Source organism: Pseudarthrobacter sp. As-47 (assembly GCF_058215595.1).
In genome coordinates this window covers 1-19,349 of record NZ_CM177088.1, presented here as the reverse complement: position 1 = coordinate 19,349, position 19,349 = coordinate 1, and the positions used below count along the sequence as shown (strand labels likewise).

Here is a 19,349-nt window from a genome sequence, read left to right as displayed (position 1 = left end):
GGATACAGCCGGAGACAACCTGGACGCCGGAGGCCTGCACGCTGCCATGCGGGCCTGTACACAGAGGTGAACTACAGCCTTGTTGTTTATTAACAGTGTGCATAACGGTGTTGATAGTTCCCTCCTGAACAGCGGCCTGAGCCCTCAGGGAAGCAATTTCCCCGAGGTTATCCACAGAACCTCATCCCCGGGCCGGTTTGTCCACTTAAACACACCCCTATCCCCAGAGGTTATCCACAACTGTGGAGAAAAACAGGCCTGTTCTGGGGAAAACAGCCGCAATTCAGCGGTCTGGAAGGGTCCGACCGATGAACTACACGCCTGTAAGTTACCAACACTGTGGATAAGGGCTGTGGAAAACGAAACCCCCGCCGTCCTGCGGACGGCGGGGGTTTCTTGTGCGTGGTGTGGGTATCGGCTGCTTGAACCTGGACCTACAGGGAGATCATAAGCCAGCTGACGGCAATGAGCAGGAGAAGAACTCCGGCCAGTCCTGCGGCCTGGAGGAGCCGCTGCCGCGGCCCGCGGGGGACATATGCCAGGACCGCGGCGCAGAGGCCGCCAGTGATGAGTCCGCCCAGGTGCGCCTGCCAGGCGATCTGGGGGATGAGGAACCCGATCACCCCATTGATGGCGATCAGCACCCAGAGCTGGCGGGTCTCACCGCCCCGGTGGCGCTGCACCAGCAGCATGGCCCCGAAGAGGCCGAAGATCGCGCCGGAGGCACCCACGACGCCTACAAGCCCCTGGCCCGGCACAAGGACTGGGTTCAGGAGGAGGTATCCCACGGAACCGCCCACGGCCGAGATCAGGTACAGCGCGAGGAAGCGGGCACGGCCCAGAAGGGGCTCCAGCGCCTGGCCGAAAATCCACAGCGTATACATGTTGAGGATGATGTGCAGGAGCGAGTCCGGCGAGTGCAGGAACGCGGCGGTGAGCATCCTCCATGGTTCGAACACACCGTACTGGGGCGTGGCGAACACATTGTTGTAGGCGAACTGTTCATAGACCACCTGGCCCGGGATCAGCCACTGCAGGGCATACACAACGGCGCACACAGCGATGATCCCGAACGTCACCCGAGGTTTGCCGGTCGCTACGGCACCGCCATAGACGGTCCGCACCTCCGGCGTCGTGCGTGCTGTTTCGTTGACGCAGTCAACGCATTGGAATCCGACGGCGGCCGCCCGCTGGCAGTCGGGGCAGGCCGGTCGTCCGCAGCGCTGGCAGCGGACGTAGGAGGGCCGGTCGGGGTGCCGTGGGCACACCGGAACCTGGGCGGACGGCTCAGCCGCCGGAATTCCGTAACTCATGGTGCGGTATTACAGCTGTTCGATGTCGATGCTGTTGATGGTGACGTCCTCCACCGGACGGTCGCCCATGCCGGTGCGCACGCCCTCGATGGCATCCACAACCTTCTTGGAGTCGTCGTCTGCCACCTCACCGAAGATGGTGTGCTTTCCCTGCAGCCAGTCGGTGGGGATGGTGGTGATGAAGAACTGCGAGCCGTTGGTGCCCTTGCCCATCCTGATGCCGGCGTTGGCCATGGCCAGCTTGTAGGGCTGGTTGAAGCTCAGTTCGGGGTGGATCTCGTCGTCGAACTGGTAGCCCGGACCGCCCGTGCCGCGGCCCAGCGGATCGCCGGCCTGGATCATGAAGTCCTTGATGATGCGGTGGAAGATGGTGCCGTTGTACAGGGGCGTACCACTCTTGTCGTCGCCCGTCTCCGGGTGGGTCCATGCCTGCTCACCCGTGGCGAGGCCCACGAAGTTCTTGACCGTCTTCGGGGCGTGGTTGCCGAACAGGTTGACGACGATGTCGCCGAGGCTGGTGTGGATGGTTGCTTTTGCAGTTGCGATGGCAGTCATAGGCCCTATTCTTCCACGGCAGCCCAGGGCGCGAACGGCTGCCGCCGCAGTTCCGCGCTGGGTGAAATCCTCCTAAAATCCGCTGGGGGAATAGCAGGTGAACACCAAGCCACGTAGGCTAACCACAGAACCGTCACATTAATCGGGAGGTAGTTGTGAAGAAGTCGGACCGTATTGCCCGTGACCTTGAACTGTCAGTCACCAGCGCAGTGGAGAATGCCAAGGATTGGGCAGCCCCCCGTGTGGAAGCAGCCATTGACCGCCTCCAGCATGGCCTGGACACCGCATCGCCAAAGGTCCAGGAAGGCCTGAAGTCCGCCGCCCACAACCTGGCCGACGGTGTTGCCACAGTGACCCCGCGCATCCAGGACGGCCTGGCCCAGCTCGCTCCAAGGATCAACGATGCCGTGGACAACGCTTCGCCCCGCCTGCATGAGGCCCTGGACAAGGCCACCCCGGTGATCCTGAACGCCCGTGACCGCGTGGTTGTGGAGTACCTCCCGCGCCTTTCGGACCAGATCGGTTCCGCCTCCGACGCCGTGCACCGCACGCTGGAGAATGCGCCGGCACGGGTGGACGCAGTCGCCCACAAACTCGGTGACGCGGGAATCATCCACGCCATCCAGGAACAGGCGCAGGCCACCGGTACCCAGCTTAAGGCGGCAGCAACCGAAGCCGGCCGCACGGTGGGCATCCAGCTTGCACAGCCGGAACCCCCCAAGAAGAAGCGCGGCTGGCTGGTTTTCGGTGTGATTGCGGCTGCGGTTGCAGCCGGTGTCGCCGCGTGGAAGGCTTCCAAGCCGGTCGAAGACCCCTGGAAGACCCCCTCGCCGGTAACACCCACGCCTGCACCCGTCCCCGCCACCACGGTGAACGAGGTCCAGGAGTCACCGGTAGCCCCGGCAGCCCCCGAGGCAGGCGCTTCCGCCGACAAGCCTGAGGACTCCGGCGAGAAGGCCAAGCACGTGGCCGAGGATGCCGCTGACAGCACAGCCAAGGCAGCTACGGACGCCAAGACCGCCACCAAGAACATCGCCTCCAACATCGGCAACGGTGACAAGGGCGCTTCATAGTCCTAATGCAGCAGTCCTGATATCCCCGGTCCCGGTGGGCCGGACCAGCAGCCGGAAAAGGGCTCCGCCGCAGGTGAACTGGTCCCCGAAAGTTGGACTCGCAATTGCGATGCATCCACTTTAGTGGCTAGTGATCGGCTCTTCGCAGAAGTCCCCGTCCCATTTGGGGCGGGGACTTCTGTCGTTGCTGGAAGTTCTGGCCGTTGAGGTAGGTGTCCGTTTGAGGTTTCTCTGGGGGCAGCGCACGATGAGTCTCCATCTGGAGGCCAGTCCGGCACGGTGCAGCGGTCATCCGCAGCGCGGGAATGAGGGTGTCCTCGTCATCGGCGCTACAGATTAACCCTCCGGGCCCAGCTCGGCCAAGCGTCCGGTCGAGTGTCGAGGTCGATACCTTGCAGACGAACCAAGCAGACCTCACCTGGGAGGCGCGTTACCGCCCAGAGGCTGTGGGAGCGACCTCGAGAATGGGCAGGAATCCACTCGAGCACTTCATTGAGGTCCGCGCCCGAAAGCTCCCACTCCTGTTTCGCGGCGTCTTCGGCCCAGAAGTAGACGCGGTACGTCGGATCGTTGACCTGCAAGGTTTGATCCCGTGGATCGATGAGTTCTGCTCTCATCCAACGACCGTACATCTTGCGCCAGAGCATAGGTTAGGGCATCCGTTGTCAGTGCCCTCCGCCAGACGGATTAGGGGACCGATAAGGGCGGCTAAGAGGGACCTATGCCGCAAGCATCTGGGCACGATACCGTACCGGACTCAGACCCTTGAGCTTGGTGGAGATTCGTTCCGTGTTGTACCAGCGGATGTATTCGTGCAGTGCCGCGGCCAGGGCGTCAGCGTTGAGGAACCGGACACGGTGGAAGAGCTCTTCTTTGAGGTGACCGAAGAAGTTCTCCATGACGGCGTTGTCATAGCAGTTGGCTTTGCGGGACATCGATTGGACCGCGCCGGCGTCCGCCAAGAGCGTGCGCCAGGAGTTGTGCTGATACTGAAATCCCTGGTCGGAGTGCACGAGTGGTTTCTGCCCGTCCTCCAGCGTGGCCAGGGCGCCGCGCAGCGATGCATTTGCCAGCTCGAGATTGGGTGAAGTGCCGATTGCGTAGGAGATGATCTGCCGGTCAAACAGGTCCATGACGGGTGAGAGGTAGAGCTTCCGGTCACCGACGCTGAACTCGGTCACATCAGTAACCCACTTCTGATTTGGGGCATCCGCTTCGAACTGGCGTTTCAACAGGTTCGGGGCCACGACGCCCTGCTCGCCCTGGTAGGAGTTGTACCGCTTCCTGCTTCGAACCTTGCAGACCAGCCGCAGGAAACGCATCAGCTTCAGGACGGTCTTCTTGGCGACCGTCCATCCTTGCTTCAGCAGCTCGATATGGATACGGCGGTGCCCATACCGGCCGTGGTTCTTCGTGAAAATCTCTGTAATGGCGGCCTTCAGAGAGGCCCGTGGATCTGGGCCTTTGAGGCGGGACTGGTGGTAGAAGAACGTGGACCGGGCTAACCCGGCTACCTCCAGGAGAACTTCCAGACGGTGCTCAGCCTTGAGAGCGATGACAGCACGGACCTTTAGCGCCGTTCCTCGTCCCTCAAGGCGTTTACTTTTCCCAGGAAGGCCACCTCTGCGCGCAGGCGTTCGTTCTCACGCCGAAGACGCTGCAGCTCCGGTTCCTGCTCTGCTGGGGCATCTGGGCTCTTCCTCGGCCGGCCTTTCGGTTTCGGACGGAGGCCTTCCTCGCCTTCAGCCCGATACTTGCCCGCCCACACGGTAATCAGGTGTGGCGAGGACAGTTCGAGCTCCTTGGCTAGAGCGACCCTGTTCTCGCCGGAGAGATATCGCTGCACAGCGTTGAGCTTGAACTCGAACGAATACAGTCTGCTCGGTTTGGTCACTAAAGCAGTATCTCCGCGAACACGCCATCTGTCGTACAGCCGAAGGACTGCCTTCGTTCCTACCCCGAGCTTTGTTGCTACCGCCCGGGTGCCCCAGCCGATGTCAAACAGCGCCACCGCGGCCTCACGCTGCTCCTCGGACAACGAACTTCTTCCATCCATAAAACTGCTCCCCGAAAGTCAGAACTGATTTCTCAGTCCAACTTTCGGGGAGCAGTTCAAGGGCGGGGCCCTTTTCCTGTCTCCCGACGTTCCGGTGCTTCGGAGTCGGAGCACCGTTCGGTGCTAGATTTGAACCGATGTCAGCCGAACAATCCTCTGGGGATGCCTTGAACGACGCAGCAGACCTGCCCCGCGTGTCCATTGTCATCCCGGCGTACAACGAGGAGAGCGTCATCCGGCAGTGCCTTATAGCTGCCATCTACCAGTCAGTCCCGGCCCACGAGATCGTGGTGGTGGACAATCTGTCCAAGGACCGCACGGCCCGCATTGTGCAGCAGATGCAGCTCGAGTACCCGGAGACCCCCATCGTCCTGCTCAGCCAGGACAAGGAGCAGGGGCTGATCCCTACCCGGAACTTCGGGCTGGACCACGCCACCGGTGATGTCCTGGGCAGGATCGACGCCGATTCGGTGGTGGAACCGGACTGGGTGGAGCAGGTGCAGAAAGCGTTCCTCGACCAGTCCGTCCAGGCAGCCACGGGCCCGGTGGTGTACTACGACATGCCAATGCGCCGCTTTGGCCTCAAGGCAGACGACAAGATGCGCCAGCTCATGTTGAAGCTGGCCAAGCATCAATACCATTTCCTCTTCGGCTCCAACATGGCGCTGCGTTCCACCGCGTGGGAAACCATCCGGGCCGAAACCTGCCGTGACGAGAGAGACGAGATGCATGAGGACATCGACCTGTCCCTGCACCTGGCCGAGAACGATCTGAAGATCCAGTACTGCCCCCAGATGGTGTCCGGGATGTCTGCCCGCAGGCTTGAGGATTCACCGCGGGACTACCGCTACTACGTCACCCGCTTCGACCGGACCTACAAGGCCCACAACGTCAAGAAGATGGCCCTGAAGGCTCCCATGGTGGTGTTCTTCTCGGTGTACTTCCCCGCCAAGCTCCTGCGGGCCATCCACACCGTTAATACCGCCCAGCCAGTGCGCCGCGGCGGTCAGTAAAGGCCACGCAGCACACCGGCATCAGTCGGTTCCCAACTCCGCGAGCGGCCGGTCCGACGGCGGTTCTTCCCGCCCGTTTGCCGCTGGGCTTGCGCGGCGCGCGGCCTTGCCCGACCGCTGGCCCAGCACCACGACGGCGAGACCCGCAAGGATAAGCCCCAGGCCGGCGTAGGTACCGGCGGGAAGGGTTTCGTGGAGGAAGACCGCGGCAAGAAGCGCGGCACCCGGAATCTCCAGGAGGATGATCATCGACACCAGGAGGGGACTCATGGTGGCCAGCAGGTGGTTGAAGGCGGTATGCCCCACAAGCTGCGCACAGACCGTGATGGCCAGGATCCCCAGCCAGCCGGCGGCTTCAAACCCCACCAGCGGTTGCCCGCCAATGAGCGCCAGTACGGCAACCAGGGCTGCGCACATTCCGTAGCAGAGCGTGGTGTAAGTGCCCGTCGTCATACTTTGCCGGGCTTTTCCACCCGCCAGTGTGTATAGGCCGGCCAGCGCCCCGCCGGCGACGGCCAGCAGGTCACCCAGCAGGGCATCCGGCGACGAGCCCATGTCGAATCCCGTGATGGCAACAACGCCGCCAAAAGCGATGCCCAGGCCAGCCAGCACCTGCCACCGGTGACGGGTCCCGCGGAAGAGCTGGAACACAGCTATCCAGGCTGACTGCAGGCACACCAGTGCCGTGGCCGCGGCAACGGAGGTGAGCTGCAGGGAGGTAATGAAGCAGGCGAAGTGCAGGGCCAGCGCGACGGCGGCCAGCAGGCACCAGCGGAACTCACGGTGGGTGATCCTGCCGAACTGCCGGGGTTCCCGGATGAGGGTGGGGGAGGCCATCACGGCAGCGCCGATGGCGTTGCGCCAGAAAGCGATGGCCAGGGCACTGACCGTTGTGGCCCCGAGGGTGGCAGCAATCAGCGGACCGGACGAGGCGACGCCCAGTACGCCGACGGCTGCGAGAAAGAAGTTCACTGCACTACCCTAGTGCGCGGCAGGGACCGGATGGCTGCAGGTTCCGGATGCGAAAAGCAAAAGTCCCGGCCAGCGTTTCCGCTGACCGGGACTTTCCTATGGTGGAGGCACGGGGACTCGAACCCCGAACCCCCTGCTTGCAAAGCAGGTGCGCTACCAATTGCGCCATGCCCCCATAAGAAGCAACCCGTCAATCATACCCTAGAACCAGGGAGCCTTTGACCAGCTCCGGTCCGGGCTCCGGGGCTAGTCCACCGTGTCGGTTGACTTGCTCCAGACATCTTTCCGGGCCTCGGATTCCTGTGCTTTCCTGTAGAGCAGGACGCCTGCGATTGCCGCTGCCACTACTAGCAACTTCTTCACATGCTCCCCGTTCCGGTCCGGCTGCGGGTTACGCAATCCAAACCTACACTTGAACCTGCACAGGTTCCGTGGGCGTACCAGGACTTGAACCTGGGACCTCTTCGTTATCAGCGAAGCGCTCTAACCGCCTGAGCTATACGCCCCGATGCCTCATCGGGCCGAGACATGACTTTACAGCACATCCCGGCCCGATCTCAAATCGGGCCTTTCCGCGGCTGTCAGGCCCGCGGAAAGGGGACCTTAGTCGTCCGTGAGGGTAACGCCGATGCCGCCCACCAGGGTGGCGGAGATGTTGTACAGCACAGCGGAAAGCATGGAAAGCGCGGTCAGCAGGACCACGTTCACCACCGCGATGATGGTGGCGAAAGAGGCCACCTGGCCCAGGGAAGCCACCTTCTTCAGCTCAAAGCCGCCGCCCTCGGAACCGGCCAGCGTGCCCAGCAGGCTGTCCACCTGGTCGAAGATGCCCGTCAGGTCAAGGACGGTCCACAGGACAATGGCGGCCACAACCGTGACGATTCCCAGGGCCACGGACAGGAGGAAAGCCATCTTCAGGACAGACCACGGGTCCACCTTGCTGATGAGCAGCCGGGCGCGCCGGACCTTTGCCTTCGGAGCAGGCTTCACGAGTCCCGGGTTGCCCTGGCCCGGGGCGCTTCCTGCCGGGCGCTGTCCGGCTGCTGCGGGCCGCTGTCCCGGGGCCGGGCGCTGGCCTGGCTGGCCCGCCGGACGCTCGTTCTGGCCCTGCGCCGGGCGGTCACCCTGGGCAGGGCGCTGGCCGGGAACGGCGGGGCGTTGACCCGGGGCGGCAGCGGGGGCGGCCGGGCGCTGCTGCGGACGGACGGGAGCGTTTACCCGTGGTGCGGCTGAGGGCCGGTTTCCGTCGGGAGCGGTGCTGTTCGGCTTGGGAAATGAGTCGGGATTACTCACTCGTTACCTTCCGTGTAGTCTTCGTTCGGCTCAGCGTCGCCCGAGGCGTCCTCTGACTCAACGGCCGGTGATTCTTCTGCCACTGCTGGGCTGGTGGAATCCTCGGGGGATCCGCCATCTTCAGCCAACGTTACGTCATCCTCCGGCGATTCCTCGCCCTCAAGACCCCGTTCACTGTTGCGTGCCACCTCGATAATCCGGTCATTTTTGTCCGGTTTGGCGAAGATGACACCCATGGTGTCGCGTCCCTTGGCGGGGACTCCGGCAACCGAGGAGCGGACCACCTTGCCGCCCTCCATGACCACCAGTACCTCGTCCTCTTCCTGGACAATCAGTGCACCCACCAGGTCACCGCGTTCTTCCGCGAGCTTGGCTACCTTGATCCCCAGCCCGCCACGGCCCTGGAGCCGGTATTCCTCAACAGCTGTCCGTTTGGCGTAGCCGCCCTCGGTGACGATGAAGACGTACGAACCGTCGGTCACCACGTTGGCGGCCAGCAGCTCGTCCTCTTCGCGGAATTTCATGCCGGTGACACCTGAGGTGGCACGTCCCATGGGGCGGAGCGCATCCTCGGTTGCGGTAAAGCGGATGGACTGGCCCTTGCGGGAGACCAGCAGCAGGTCGTCGGTTTCGGACACCAGCTGCGCGGACACCAGTTCGTCGCCGTCGCGGAGGTTGATGGCAATAACGCCGGCGGAGCGGTTGGTGTCGTAGTCCTCCAGCCGGGTCTTCTTCACCAGACCGCGCTTGGTTGCAAGCACCAGGTAGGGAGCCTGCTGGTAGTCCTTCAGGTCCAGGACCTGGGCAATGTGCTCGTCCGGCTGGAAGGCCATCAGGTTGGCCACGTGCTGGCCCTTGGCGTCCCGGCCGGCTTCCATCAGTTCGTAAGCCTTGGCACGGTAAACGCGGCCCAGGTTCGTGAAGAAGAGGAGCCAGTGGTGCGTTGTGGTGACGAAGAAGTGCTCCACTACGTCGTCACCACGGAGCTGGGCCCCCTTGATGCCCTTGCCGCCGCGCTGCTGCGAACGGTAGTTGTCGCTGCGGGTCCGCTTGACGTAGCCGCCCCGGGTAATGGTGACCACCATTTCCTCTTCGGGGATGAGGTCCTCCATGGACATGTCGCCGTCAAAGCCCATCAGGATCTTGGTGCGGCGGTCATCCCCGTGCTTGTCCACGATTTCGCCCAGCTCGGTGCTGATGATCTCGCGCTGGCGCTGCTCGGAGCCAAGGATCTGGTTGTACTCGGCGATCATGGCTTCGAGTTCGGCGTGCCGGTCCTGGATCTTCTGGCGTTCGAGGGCGGCAAGGCGGCGCAGCTGCATGTCCAGGATGGCCCTGGCCTGCAGTTCGTCGATGTCCAGCAGCTCCATCAGGCCGTCCCGGGCCGCTTCGGTGGTGTTGGAGGCGCGGATCAGGGCGATTACTTCGTCCAGCATGTCCAGCGCCTTCAGGAGTGCCCGCAGGATGTGGGCTTCTTCCTCGGCCTTGCGCAGCCGGTACCGGGTACGGCGGGCGATGACGTCCATCTGGTGGGTCACCCAGTGCCGGATGAAGGCGTCCAGGCTCAGCGTCCGGGGAACGCCGTCAACGATCGCCAGCATGTTGGCGGAGAAGTTGCTCTGCAGTTCGGTGTGCTTGTAGAGGTTGTTGAGCACCACCTTGGGCACGGCGTCGCGCTTGAGGACGATGACCAGCCGCTGTCCGGTGCGGCCGGAGGTTTCGTCCCGGAGGTCGGCGATGCCCTGGATCTTGCCGTCCTTGACGAGTTCGGCAATCTTGATGGCCAGGTTGTCCGGGTTGGCCTGGTACGGAAGCTCGGTGACCACCAGGCAGGTGCGGCCCTGGAGCTCCTCGACGTTCACCACTGCGCGCATGGTGACCGAACCGCGGCCGGTCCGGTAGGCGTCCTCGATGCCCTTGTGGCCCAGGATGGTGGCGCCGGTGGGGAAATCGGGGCCCTTGACCCGCAGCAGGAGTTCTTCCAGGAGTTCCTCGCGGCTGGCCGTGGGGTTGGCCAGGTACCACTGCACGCCGTCGGCTACTTCGCGGAGATTGTGCGGCGGAATGTTGGTGGCCATGCCGACGGCGATGCCTGAGGAGCCGTTCACCAGCAGGTTGGGGAAACGGGCGGGCAGGATGGTGGGTTCCTGGTTCTTGCCGTCGTAGTTGTCCTGGAAATCGACGGTTTCCTCGTCGATGTCACGGACCATTTCCATGGCCAGCGGCGCCATCTTTGTTTCGGTGTAACGCGGGGCGGCAGCGCCGTCGTTGCCCGGGGAACCGAAGTTGCCTTGGCCGAGGGCCAGGGGGTACCGCATCGTCCAGTCCTGGATGAGGCGTACCAGCGCATCGTAGATCGCGGTGTCGCCGTGGGGGTGGTACTGGCCCATGACCTCGCCCACCACGCGGGCGCACTTGTTGAACGAGCGGTCCGGCCGGTATCCGCCGTCGAACATCGCGTAGAGGACCCTGCGGTGGACCGGCTTCAGTCCGTCGCGGACGTCGGGAAGGGCACGGCCCACGATGACGGCCATCGCGTAGTCGAGGTAGGACCGCTGCATTTCAGTCTGCAGGTCCACCTGCTCCACGCGGTCTATCAGCACGTCGCCTTCAAGAACGGTGTCCGGAGTACCGGCTTCGGAGGCCGGGTTCTCGGGTGTTTCGTCGCTCATATTAATTTCCGTTTCAGGTATATGTCAGTAATCGAATATCTATCGGACCGTGTCCTAGATATCGAGGAACCTGACGTCCTTGGCGTTCTGCTGGATGAAGTTTCGGCGGGACTCGACGTCCTCACCCATCAGGACCGAGAAAATCTGGTCGGCGGCGAGGGCGTCGTCCATCGTCACCTGCAGCAGCGTGCGGTGGTCCGGGTCCATGGTGGTGTCCCACAGCTCGGTGTAGTCCATTTCGCCGAGGCCCTTGTAGCGCTGGATGCCGTTGTCCTTGGGAATCCGTCGCCCGGCAGCCTGTCCGGCAACGAGCTTCGCGTCGCGTTCACGGTCGCTGTACACGTAGTCGTGGGCGGCGTTGGACCACTTGATGCGGTACAGCGGCGGCTGCGCCAGGTAAACGTAGCCGTTCTCGATCAGGGGACGCATGTAGCGGAACAGCAGGGTCATCAGCAGGGTGGTGATGTGCTGGCCGTCCACGTCGGCATCAGCCATCAGGACGATCTTGTGGTACCGCAGCTTGGAGAGGTCGAAGTCCTCGCCGATGCCCGTGCCGAAGGCGGTGATCATGGACTGGACCTCGGCGTTGCCCAGCGCCTTGTCCAGGCGCGCGCGCTCCACGTTCAGGATCTTTCCGCGCAGGGGAAGGATGGCCTGGGTCTCCGGGTTGCGGCCGCGCTTGGCCGATCCGCCGGCGGAGTCGCCCTCCACGATGTAGACCTCGCATTTCTCCGGGTTCTTCGAGGAGCAGTCGGAGAGCTTGCCGGGCATTCCGAAGGATTCCAGCGGGCTTTTCCGGCGGGCGTTGTCCCGGGCTTTCCGCGCGGCCATCCGTGCCTGCGCTGCGGAGATCGCCTTCCGGATGACGTCGCGGGCAGGACCCGGGTTGCGCTCCAGCCAGTCGCCCAGACCGTCGGTGACCACGCGCTGGACAAAGCCCTTGACCTCGGAGTTGCCGAGCTTGGTTTTGGTCTGGCCTTCGAACTGGGGTTCGGCGAGTTTCACGGAGATAACGGCGGTGAGGCCTTCCCGGATGTCATCGCCGGTCAGGTTGTCGTCCTTTTCCTTGATGATTCCCTTTTCGCGCGCATAGCGGTTGATCAGGGATGTCATCGCAGCCCGGAAGCCCTCTTCGTGGGTGCCGCCCTCATGCGTGTTAATGGTGTTGGCGTAGGTGTGGACGCTTTCGGAGTACGCGTTGGTCCACTGCATCGCCATTTCCAGGGCGATCTTCCGGTCCTTGTCCTCGGTTTCGAAGGCGATGACGTCCTCGTGGACCACGTCGACCTTCTTGCCCGAGTTCAGGTGCTTGACGTAGTCCAGCAGGCCGTCGTCGTACTGGTACACCACGGTGCGGTGTTCCGCGCTGACCTCGCCCTCGGTGACCACGGCGTCCAGGTCCAGGTCGGCGTCGCCGTCCGCTTCAGCGGAAGTGCGCTCGTCCGTGAGCGTGATGCGGAGTCCCTTGTTGAGGAAGGCCATCTGCTGGAAGCGGGCGCGGAGCGTCTCGAAGTCGAACTCGGTGACTTCGAAGATTGCCGGATCCGGGTAGAACGTCTGGGTGGTGCCGGTGCGGTCGGTCTCTTCGCCCTTGACCAGGCTGCCCTGGGGCTTGCCTCCGTCCGCGAAGGACATGCGCCAGACGTGCCCCTGGCGCCGTACTTCCGTATCCACGCGGCTGGACAGGGCATTCACTACCGAGATGCCCACGCCGTGGAGCCCGCCCGAGACCGCGTACCCTCCACCGCCGAACTTTCCGCCGGCGTGCAGGATGGTCATGACCACTTCAACCGTGGGTTTGTGTTCCGTGGGGTGCATGTCCACCGGGATGCCGCGGCCGTCGTCCACAACCTTCACGCCGCCGTCGGCCTGAAGGACAACCTCAATGTGCGTGCAGTAGCCGGCCAGTGCCTCGTCCACGGAGTTGTCAACAACTTCATAGACCAGGTGGTGGAGCCCGCGCGGCCCTGTGGAGCCGATGTACATGCCCGGACGTTTCCGGACGGCTTCCAGGCCTTCAAGGACAGTGATGTCGCTGGCGCCATATTCGCGCTGCGTCCCTGGCGCGGCCGGGGTGTCAGGCGTACGGGCATCCTCGACTGCGGGTTCAGCTGCCAGAATATCTGTATTGTCGTTAGCCACAGGCGCTGTCGACTCCTCTGTTCTCGATGATGGCCGGCCGAATCCTCCCCGGTTACTGCAGGAAAGTCATCCGCCAACAGGCACAAACTTGTAGCGCCGATGTATGGCTGACGGTGGACCCGCACTCCGCGGGCTTGAAACGCGCGGAAAACGGACCCAGTCAACGTTCACCCGCGCCCAGTTATCTACAACGATTCTACCGTGCAGGCGCCCAATTCCCCGCATTCCAGGGCCTTCCACGGGCGGTGGTGTGCCTCCCGGAGGCCATTGGCCGCGCCTTGGGCGCGTTGGCAGGACGGCCTCCGGGTGCCTATACACCCTCCGGCCCTTTCAGGGCTCTACACGCCGTTACGTCGATTTTCAAGAGTCCGCTGCCGGCGCTACCCGTAGGTGTCGCGGGGACCCCGCCCGTTCACGGACCGGCCGCCCTTGCGCCAGCTCGGCGCGGAAGGGCCCAGAACCTGGATGCTCGTGACCACTCCGTCCCCCAGTTCCACCCGGAACTTCTCCAGAAGGCTGGTGCTGAGGAGCCGGAGCTGGGTGGCCCAGGCCGTTGAGTCGCAGCGGACGTGGAGGGTGGTGTCGGTGAAGCTCTCGGGCGTGCAGTGGGCCGAAATTTCGGGGCCTACCAGGGTGGCCCATTCGGCCATGACGGATCCGACCGCCACCGGTGAGGTCCAGCCGCGCTCCGCCACAAGGCGTCCCACCACCTTTCCCAGGCCGAGGGGATCGCGGCCGCTGGCGTGGAACTGGCTGAAGCCGCGGGTGTCCCGTATGCCCTTTTTGGCTTTGGCGGAGCCCGGGCGGGATGCGGTCCTGCGGATCTCGCCGCGGGCTGCGGCGGCCTCCCGCATCCTGTTCAGGGCAACCTGGGGAGCATCGATGTTGTCGGGGTCGCGGCCGGGCTGGAGCCCGCCGCCTTTTTCACTGTCCCTGCTCATCAATACCTCCCGGGATGACCTTCACCCGCCGTCCGGAGAGCTCTTCCGGGATGTCGGCGTCGACGGCGGCGGTCACCAGGACCTGTTCCGCGCCGGAGACTATTGCGGCCAGTTTACGCCGCCGCTGGACGTCCAGCTCGGCAAAAACATCGTCCAGGATCAGGATGGGAGCCGAACCCCCGGTCCGGGTGTCGTCCAGCATCACGTAATAGGAGGCGAGCCGAAGGGACAGGCACATGGACCATGTTTCGCCATGGGACGCATAGCCCTTGGCCGGGGCCTGGCCCAGGATGAGTTCAAGTTCGTCGCGGTGGGGACCCACCAGCGAAATGCCCCGTTCTATCTCCTTGCGGCGGGAGTCCGCGAAGGCCTTGACGTACCGTTCCGCCAGCTGTTCCACGGACAGCTGGCGCAGGTCCTCCACATCCGCTGCAGCACCCCCAGCAATGGTGCCGGCTGCACGCATCAGCGGTGCGCCGTCGTCGTCCATCTGGTTCTGGAGGCTGGAACGGTAGACGGCGTCGGCAGGTTTGGAGGCATCGGTCAGCTCCGCGTAGGCACGGCCCAGGTGCGGCCGCAACCGTTCCACCAGTTCAAGCCGCGCGTGCAGCAGTTCGGCCCCGGCTTTCGCCATGTGCTGGTCCCACACGTCCAGGGTCGCCTCATGGGCGGGCGTGAACTTGCCGGCGCGGGCTGATTTGAGCAGCGCATTCCGCTGTTTGAGGACACGGTCGTAATCGCTGCGGGTGGCGGCGTGGTGCGGAACGAGGCTGGCGAGCAGTTCATCCATGAAACGGCGCCGGTTGGAAGGATCACCCTTCACCAGGGCCAGGTCTTCCGGCGCGAACAGGACCGTCTGGCAGATACCCAGGAGATCGCGTGCCCGCACCGGATTGCTCCGGTTGATGCGTCCGCGGTTTGCCCGCCCCGCATTGATTTCCAGTTCCAGCACGGTGATCTGCTCCCCGCGGACCAGCCGGGCCCGGACCAGCGCACGTTCCGTGCCGAACCTGAGCAGGGGCGCGTCGGAGCTGACGCGGTGTGAGCTGAGCGTGGCCAGGTAGCCGATGGCCTCCATCAGGTTGGTTTTGCCGATGCCGTTGTATCCCACAAGGACAGTGACACCGGGCCCCAGGGCAAGGTCCACCTGGGCATAACTGCGGAAGTCAGTCAGGGAGAGGTGTTCTAGGTACACGCGGTTTTTCGGCAATTCCGGGAACCTCGCGGTTCCCTGCTGGGTATTACTTGGCGGGACGGGTGGCGTGGCCGCCGAACTGGTGCCGCAGCGCGGACACCATCTTCATGGCCGGGGAGCTGTCCTCGCGGGACTCGAACCGGGCGAACAGCGCCGCAGTGATGGCCGGCGCCGGAATCGCATTGGCAATGGCTTCTTCCACGGTCCACCTGCCTTCACCGGAATCCTCAACGTAGTCGTCGATGTTTTGCAGGCCCGGATCCTCATCCAGGGCTTTGACCAGCAGGTCCAGCAGCCAGGACCGGACCACGGTGCCTTTTTGCCACGCCCGGAACGTTCCGGGCAGGTCACTGATGATGTCCTTGGAAGCCAGCAGCTGGTAACCCTCGGCATATGCCTGCATCAGGCCGTATTCGATCCCGTTGTGGACCATCTTGGCGTAGTGGCCCGCGCCGATCCCGCCCACATGGACAAAGCTGTCCGCCCGGTCACCCTCGGGACGCAGGGCGTCGAAGACAGGAAGCGCGCGCTCAATATCGGCGGCGTCGCCGCCGGCCATGAGGCCATAGCCGTTCTGCAGTCCCCAGACTCCGCCTGACACTCCGCAGTCCGCGAAGTGGATCCCCTTCGCGGCAAGGAGTTCGCCGTGTTTCTGGTCCTCGGTGAACCGGGAATTGCCGCCGTCGATCACCAAATCACCCTCGTCGAGCTTTTCGCCCAGCTCCTTGATGACGGCGTCGGTGATGTCGCCGGCGGGGACCATGACCCAGATGAGCCGCGGCGTGGGAACTGCAGCAAGGAGCTCATCGATGGAGGCGGCGTCCGTAACGTCCGGGTTGCGGTCGTATCCGGTGACCTCAACGCCGCCATTGCGCAGCCGTTCGCGCATATTGAACCCCATTTTGCCGAGGCCGATCAGTCCGATGTGCACGTGACTCTCTTTTCTGCGCGGGGTTGGCTGTCGTTTTGGGGCCCAGGACGACAACACCTGTCCGGGCCCACGCCGCCAGGGTTCCCTGGCCGAGCTTGCGAGGCGAGGGGGCGGTGGGGATTAGTTGGGGAGGCGGACCGGCATCACCAGGTAGCGGTAATCATCCTGGTCTTCGCCGTCGGCGTCTGCCTGGGCTGTGATCATGGCGGGCTTGGGTGCCGTGGTGAAGGAGAACCGGACAAACTTGGTCTCAATCACGCTCAGCCCCTCCACCAGGTAGTGGGGGTTGAAGGCCACGGTGATGTCCTCACCGGAAAGCTGCGCTTCCAGTTCCTCGGACGCCTGGGCGTCCTCTCCGGTGCCGGCGTCCAGGTTCAGCTGGCCCTGCGTGAAGGCCAGGCGCACCGGCGTGTTGCGTTCCGCCACCAGGGAGACGCGCCGCACTGCTTCCACGAGTTCCTGAGTCTGCACGGTGGCGTGGATGGGGGTGGAATCCGGGAACAGCGAACGGATCTTGGGATAGTCGCCGTCCACCAGCAGCGAGGTGGTGGTGCGTCCGCCGCTTTCGAAGCCAATCAGCCGGCTTTCGTCATCGGCGAGGGCGAGGTGGATGTCGCCGCTGTTGCCAAGGGTCTTGGCTACTTCGTTCAGGGTCTTGGCCTTGACCAGCGCGCTGGTTGAAATGCCGGGGGTGACCGGCTTCCACGGCACCTCGCGCATCGCCAGCCGGTAGCGGTCGGTGGCGAGGAGCGTGATGAGGTCGTCTTCGATCTCCATCCGCACGCCGGTGAGGATGGGCAGGGTGTCGTCCTTGCTGGCAGCGATGATCACCTGGGACACCGCCTGGGCAAAGGAGTCGCCGGGAACGGTGCCGCTGATAGGCGGAAGCGCCGGAAGGGGCGGGTACTCGGCTTCCGGCATGGTTGCCAGGTGGAAGCTGCTGCGGCGGCAGGTCAGGGTGACTTTGTTGCCGTCGGTTTCGACGTCGACCGGAGCCGATGGCAGGCTGCGGCAGATATCGGCCAGGAGCCGGCCGGAGACCAGGATAGTTCCCTCGTCCCTGATGTCGGCCGCGATTTCCAGGCGGGCAGAGGTCTCGTAGTCAAAGCTCGAGAGGCTGACGGTGCCGGCTTCGGCCTTCAACAGCAACCCGGAAAGGACCGGAACAGGCGGCCGCGGAGACAACGAGCGGGCTGTCCAGGTGACGGCTTCTGCCAGGACGTCCCGATCGACTCTGAACTTCACGGAAGGGTGCCGCCTTTCATTGCTGCTGCGTTGTTGTACCTGAAACGTCCCGCCGGGAGTTCCGAAGAGTTGGTGCCCCGCTCGCGTTCCTGCATGGTCCGTGCTGCCGGAACCACACGAAAACCCGAGGATGGGAGCGCTGCTGACAGCTTAGCCGGAAGATCCGGGATTAACCCATCCCCCAGTCAGCCAGGCCCCTTTGGGCCGCTCGACCTGGAGAGGTTCGGGAGGGCGGACCGGTCTTGTTGTTTGAGGGATTTCAATTTTTTGGGATTAGTAGTGTTAATAACTGCTGTGGAAACTGTGGATAACTCCCCCTCACCGCGAAATCCGGGGGTTAAGCCCTGTTCATGGACTGTGGGCGGCGGACGTTTTAAACAGGGTGTGGATGGGGACAACATTTTTCGCGATTTTTCGAATCCACAGGCGCCTTAAGGGTTTTAAGCCCATTAACCGCGGTTGTCCCCTTAAGTATCCACAGGCTTATCCACATGCACCTGTTAATAAGGTATAGAGGCGGCGGTTACGAGTCCCGCTGCTGCTGCTTGATCCGGTTGGTCAGCTCTGTCACCTGGTTGTAGATCACACGACGCTCTGCCATCAGCTCGCGGATCTTCCTGTCGGCGTGGATCACGGTGGTGTGGTCGCGGCCGCCAAGCTCCTGGCCAATCTTCGGCAGCGACATGTCCGTCAGTTCGCGGCAGAGGTACATGGCGATCTGGCGTGCAGTCACCAGGGTCCGGGTGCGCGATTTGCTGCACAGCTCTTCCATGCTCAGCTTGAAGTACTCGGCGGTCTGCTGCAGGATCTGGCTGGACGTGATCTCTTGGGCGCCGTCGTCGGTGATGAGGTCCTTGAGGACCATCTCGGCAAGGGCCACGTCAACGGGCTGGCGGTTGAGGCTGGCGAACGCGGTGACGCGGATCAGTGCGCCTTCGAGCTCACGGATATTGCTGGAGATTTTTGATGCGATGTACTCAAGCGCGTCATCCGGCGCGGACAGGCCTTCGCTGAGCGCCTTCTTGCGGAGGATCGCAATCCGGGTTTCAAGTTCCGGCGGCTGGATGTCGGTAAGGAGGCCCCATTCGAAGCGTGACTTCATGCGGTCCTCGAAACCTGCCAGCAGCTTGGGCGGCTGGTCCGAGGTGATCACTACCTGCTTGTTGTTGTTGTGCAGCGAGTTGAACGTGTGGAAGAACTCCTCGAGCGTACGGTCCTTGCCTGCGAGGAACTGGATGTCGTCGATGAGCAGCACGTCGACGTTGCGGTAGGTGGTCTTGAAGCTTGCACCTTCATCGTCGCGGATGGAGTTGATGAAGTCGTTGGTGAACTCTTCCGAATTCACGTAGCGAACGCGGATGCCGCTGTAGAGCCGGCGGGCGTAGTGTCCGATCGCGTGCAGCAGGTGGGTCTTTCCCAGACCCGAGTCACCGTAGATGAACAGCGGGTTGTACGCCTTGGCCGGTGCTTCAGCCACTGCGACGGCGGCAGCATGGGCAAAGCGGTTGGACGAACCAATGACGAAGGTATCGAAGACGTATTTCGGGTTCAGCCGGCCAAACTCGTGCGACGTGCTGGGCAGCATCGGCTGCGGCTTCTGCTCGATCAGCTGGTCCGCAGAGAAGGACGGCTCGACGACGACGGGTTCAGGTTCCGTGTGTATGGGCACCAAATCGGTATCGACGTCGATGGCGCACCGGATGTCCTCGGAGAAAACGTTGTGCAGCGCATCATCCAGTGCGTCCTTGACCTGGGTCTGGAGCACTTCGCGGGTGAGCTCGTTGGGGACGGCCACCAGGAGGGTGGAACCGATCAGGCCCTGGGCCTGGGCGAGGATGACAAAGCCCCGCTGACGTGGTGAAACACGGTGGTCCTGCTCCAGCAGGCTGACAACGCGCCGCCAGGAACTTCCGACAGTATTGGCGTGGTTGGCTTCGTCTACTGTCAT

At 63.5% G+C, this 19,349-nt stretch carries 16 protein-coding genes and 2 tRNA genes; 2 read left to right on the top strand and 16 right to left on the bottom strand.

Features of this window, described 5'->3' with window-relative positions; translation table 11 throughout:
- Positions 1-434: 434 nt before the first annotated feature.
- Together AC4BCK_RS00090 and AC4BCK_RS00085 are read right to left on the bottom strand one after the other, a co-directional pair.
- Positions 435-1,313: a rhomboid family intramembrane serine protease gene (locus tag AC4BCK_RS00090; protein ID WP_490566434.1), complete on the bottom strand. Its 879-nt coding sequence runs from the start codon at positions 1,311-1,313 to the stop codon at positions 435-437.
- 9 nt (positions 1,314-1,322) lie between these two features.
- On the bottom strand, positions 1,323-1,868 hold the full coding sequence (locus AC4BCK_RS00085) for a peptidylprolyl isomerase (protein ID WP_174178566.1): 546 nt from the start codon (positions 1,866-1,868) through the stop codon (positions 1,323-1,325).
- A 155-nt stretch (positions 1,869-2,023) separates the two neighbouring features.
- Between AC4BCK_RS00085 and AC4BCK_RS00080 the strand changes: the two genes are divergently transcribed.
- Complete coding sequence (locus tag AC4BCK_RS00080) at positions 2,024-2,941, top strand: hypothetical protein (RefSeq protein ID WP_174178564.1); 918 nt, start codon at positions 2,024-2,026, stop codon at positions 2,939-2,941.
- Between the two features lie 719 nt (positions 2,942-3,660).
- On the opposite strand, the gene AC4BCK_RS00075 is transcribed toward AC4BCK_RS00080, so the two are convergent.
- Together AC4BCK_RS00075 and AC4BCK_RS00070 are read right to left on the bottom strand one after the other, a co-directional pair.
- Positions 3,661-4,473 carry an IS3 family transposase gene (locus tag AC4BCK_RS00075; protein WP_240685158.1) on the bottom strand — a complete coding sequence of 271 codons (813 nt, stop codon included), beginning with the start codon at positions 4,471-4,473 and terminating at the stop codon, positions 3,661-3,663.
- A gap of 38 nt (positions 4,474-4,511) precedes the next feature.
- Complete coding sequence (locus AC4BCK_RS00070; RefSeq protein ID WP_240685157.1) at positions 4,512-4,979, bottom strand: helix-turn-helix domain-containing protein; 468 nt, start codon at positions 4,977-4,979, stop codon at positions 4,512-4,514.
- A gap of 155 nt (positions 4,980-5,134) precedes the next feature.
- Between AC4BCK_RS00070 and AC4BCK_RS00065 the strand changes: the two genes are divergently transcribed.
- Positions 5,135-6,010: a glycosyltransferase family 2 protein gene (locus AC4BCK_RS00065; RefSeq protein ID WP_174178562.1), complete on the top strand. Its 876-nt coding sequence runs from the start codon at positions 5,135-5,137 to the stop codon at positions 6,008-6,010.
- A 21-nt stretch (positions 6,011-6,031) separates the two neighbouring features.
- On the opposite strand, the gene AC4BCK_RS00060 is transcribed toward AC4BCK_RS00065, so the two are convergent.
- The 12 genes from AC4BCK_RS00060 to dnaA form a co-directional block, all read right to left on the bottom strand.
- Entirely contained in the window at positions 6,032-6,982 is a 951-nt protein-coding gene (locus tag AC4BCK_RS00060) for a DMT family transporter (protein WP_174178560.1), read from the bottom strand.
- A gap of 99 nt (positions 6,983-7,081) precedes the next feature.
- Positions 7,082-7,157, bottom strand: a tRNA-Ala gene (locus AC4BCK_RS00055).
- A gap of 71 nt (positions 7,158-7,228) precedes the next feature.
- The gene (locus tag AC4BCK_RS00050; protein WP_238340608.1) at positions 7,229-7,327 is read right to left on the bottom strand and encodes a DLW-39 family protein; all 99 of its coding nucleotides are present in this window, start codon (positions 7,325-7,327) and stop codon (positions 7,229-7,231) included.
- An 87-nt stretch (positions 7,328-7,414) separates the two neighbouring features.
- Positions 7,415-7,488: transfer RNA gene (locus AC4BCK_RS00045), tRNA-Ile, on the bottom strand.
- A 97-nt stretch (positions 7,489-7,585) separates the two neighbouring features.
- The gene (locus AC4BCK_RS00040) at positions 7,586-8,275 is read right to left on the bottom strand and encodes a DUF3566 domain-containing protein (RefSeq protein WP_174178557.1); all 690 of its coding nucleotides are present in this window, start codon (positions 8,273-8,275) and stop codon (positions 7,586-7,588) included.
- Positions 8,272-10,947 (bottom strand): DNA gyrase subunit A, encoded by a 2,676-nt coding sequence (gene gyrA / locus AC4BCK_RS00035; RefSeq protein ID WP_174178555.1) that lies wholly within the window; start codon positions 10,945-10,947, stop codon positions 8,272-8,274. The genes AC4BCK_RS00040 and gyrA overlap by 4 nt, the downstream gene beginning before the upstream one ends.
- A 54-nt stretch (positions 10,948-11,001) precedes the next feature.
- Positions 11,002-13,089: a DNA topoisomerase (ATP-hydrolyzing) subunit B gene (gene gyrB, locus AC4BCK_RS00030; RefSeq protein WP_104186667.1), complete on the bottom strand. Its 2,088-nt coding sequence runs from the start codon at positions 13,087-13,089 to the stop codon at positions 11,002-11,004.
- 380 nt (positions 13,090-13,469) lie between these two features.
- Positions 13,470-14,030: a DciA family protein gene (locus AC4BCK_RS00025; RefSeq protein WP_174178553.1), complete on the bottom strand. Its 561-nt coding sequence runs from the start codon at positions 14,028-14,030 to the stop codon at positions 13,470-13,472.
- Complete coding sequence (gene recF, locus AC4BCK_RS00020) at positions 14,014-15,225, bottom strand: DNA replication/repair protein RecF (RefSeq protein ID WP_366287183.1); 1,212 nt, start codon at positions 15,223-15,225, stop codon at positions 14,014-14,016. The genes AC4BCK_RS00025 and recF overlap by 17 nt, the downstream gene beginning before the upstream one ends.
- A 46-nt stretch (positions 15,226-15,271) precedes the next feature.
- Positions 15,272-16,156 (bottom strand): phosphogluconate dehydrogenase (NAD(+)-dependent, decarboxylating), encoded by an 885-nt coding sequence (gnd, locus tag AC4BCK_RS00015; protein ID WP_364272303.1) that lies wholly within the window; start codon positions 16,154-16,156, stop codon positions 15,272-15,274.
- A gap of 120 nt (positions 16,157-16,276) precedes the next feature.
- The gene (dnaN, locus tag AC4BCK_RS00010) at positions 16,277-17,401 is read right to left on the bottom strand and encodes a DNA polymerase III subunit beta (protein ID WP_174178547.1); all 1,125 of its coding nucleotides are present in this window, start codon (positions 17,399-17,401) and stop codon (positions 16,277-16,279) included.
- A 523-nt stretch (positions 17,402-17,924) separates the two neighbouring features.
- Positions 17,925-19,349 (bottom strand): chromosomal replication initiator protein DnaA, encoded by a 1,425-nt coding sequence (gene dnaA / locus AC4BCK_RS00005; protein ID WP_174178545.1) that lies wholly within the window; start codon positions 19,347-19,349, stop codon positions 17,925-17,927.

What these genes read in the sequence shown, in the direction of transcription:
- AC4BCK_RS00090 (WP_490566434.1), bottom strand. Translation starts at nt 1,313, where the DNA reads ATGAGTTACGGAATTCCGGCGGCTGAGCCGTCCGCCCAGGTTCCGGTG.
- AC4BCK_RS00085 (WP_174178566.1), bottom strand. Translation starts at nt 1,868, where the DNA reads ATGACTGCCATCGCAACTGCAAAAGCAACCATCCACACCAGCCTCGGC.
- AC4BCK_RS00065 (WP_174178562.1), top strand. Translation starts at nt 5,135, where the DNA reads ATGTCAGCCGAACAATCCTCTGGGGATGCCTTGAACGACGCAGCAGAC.
- gyrA (WP_174178555.1), bottom strand. Translation starts at nt 10,947, where the DNA reads ATGAGCGACGAAACACCCGAGAACCCGGCCTCCGAAGCCGGTACTCCG.
- AC4BCK_RS00025 (WP_174178553.1), bottom strand. Translation starts at nt 14,030, where the DNA reads ATGAGCAGGGACAGTGAAAAAGGCGGCGGGCTCCAGCCCGGCCGCGAC.
- dnaA (WP_174178545.1), bottom strand. Translation starts at nt 19,349, where the DNA reads ATGACAGTAGACGAAGCCAACCACGCCAATACTGTCGGAAGTTCCTGG.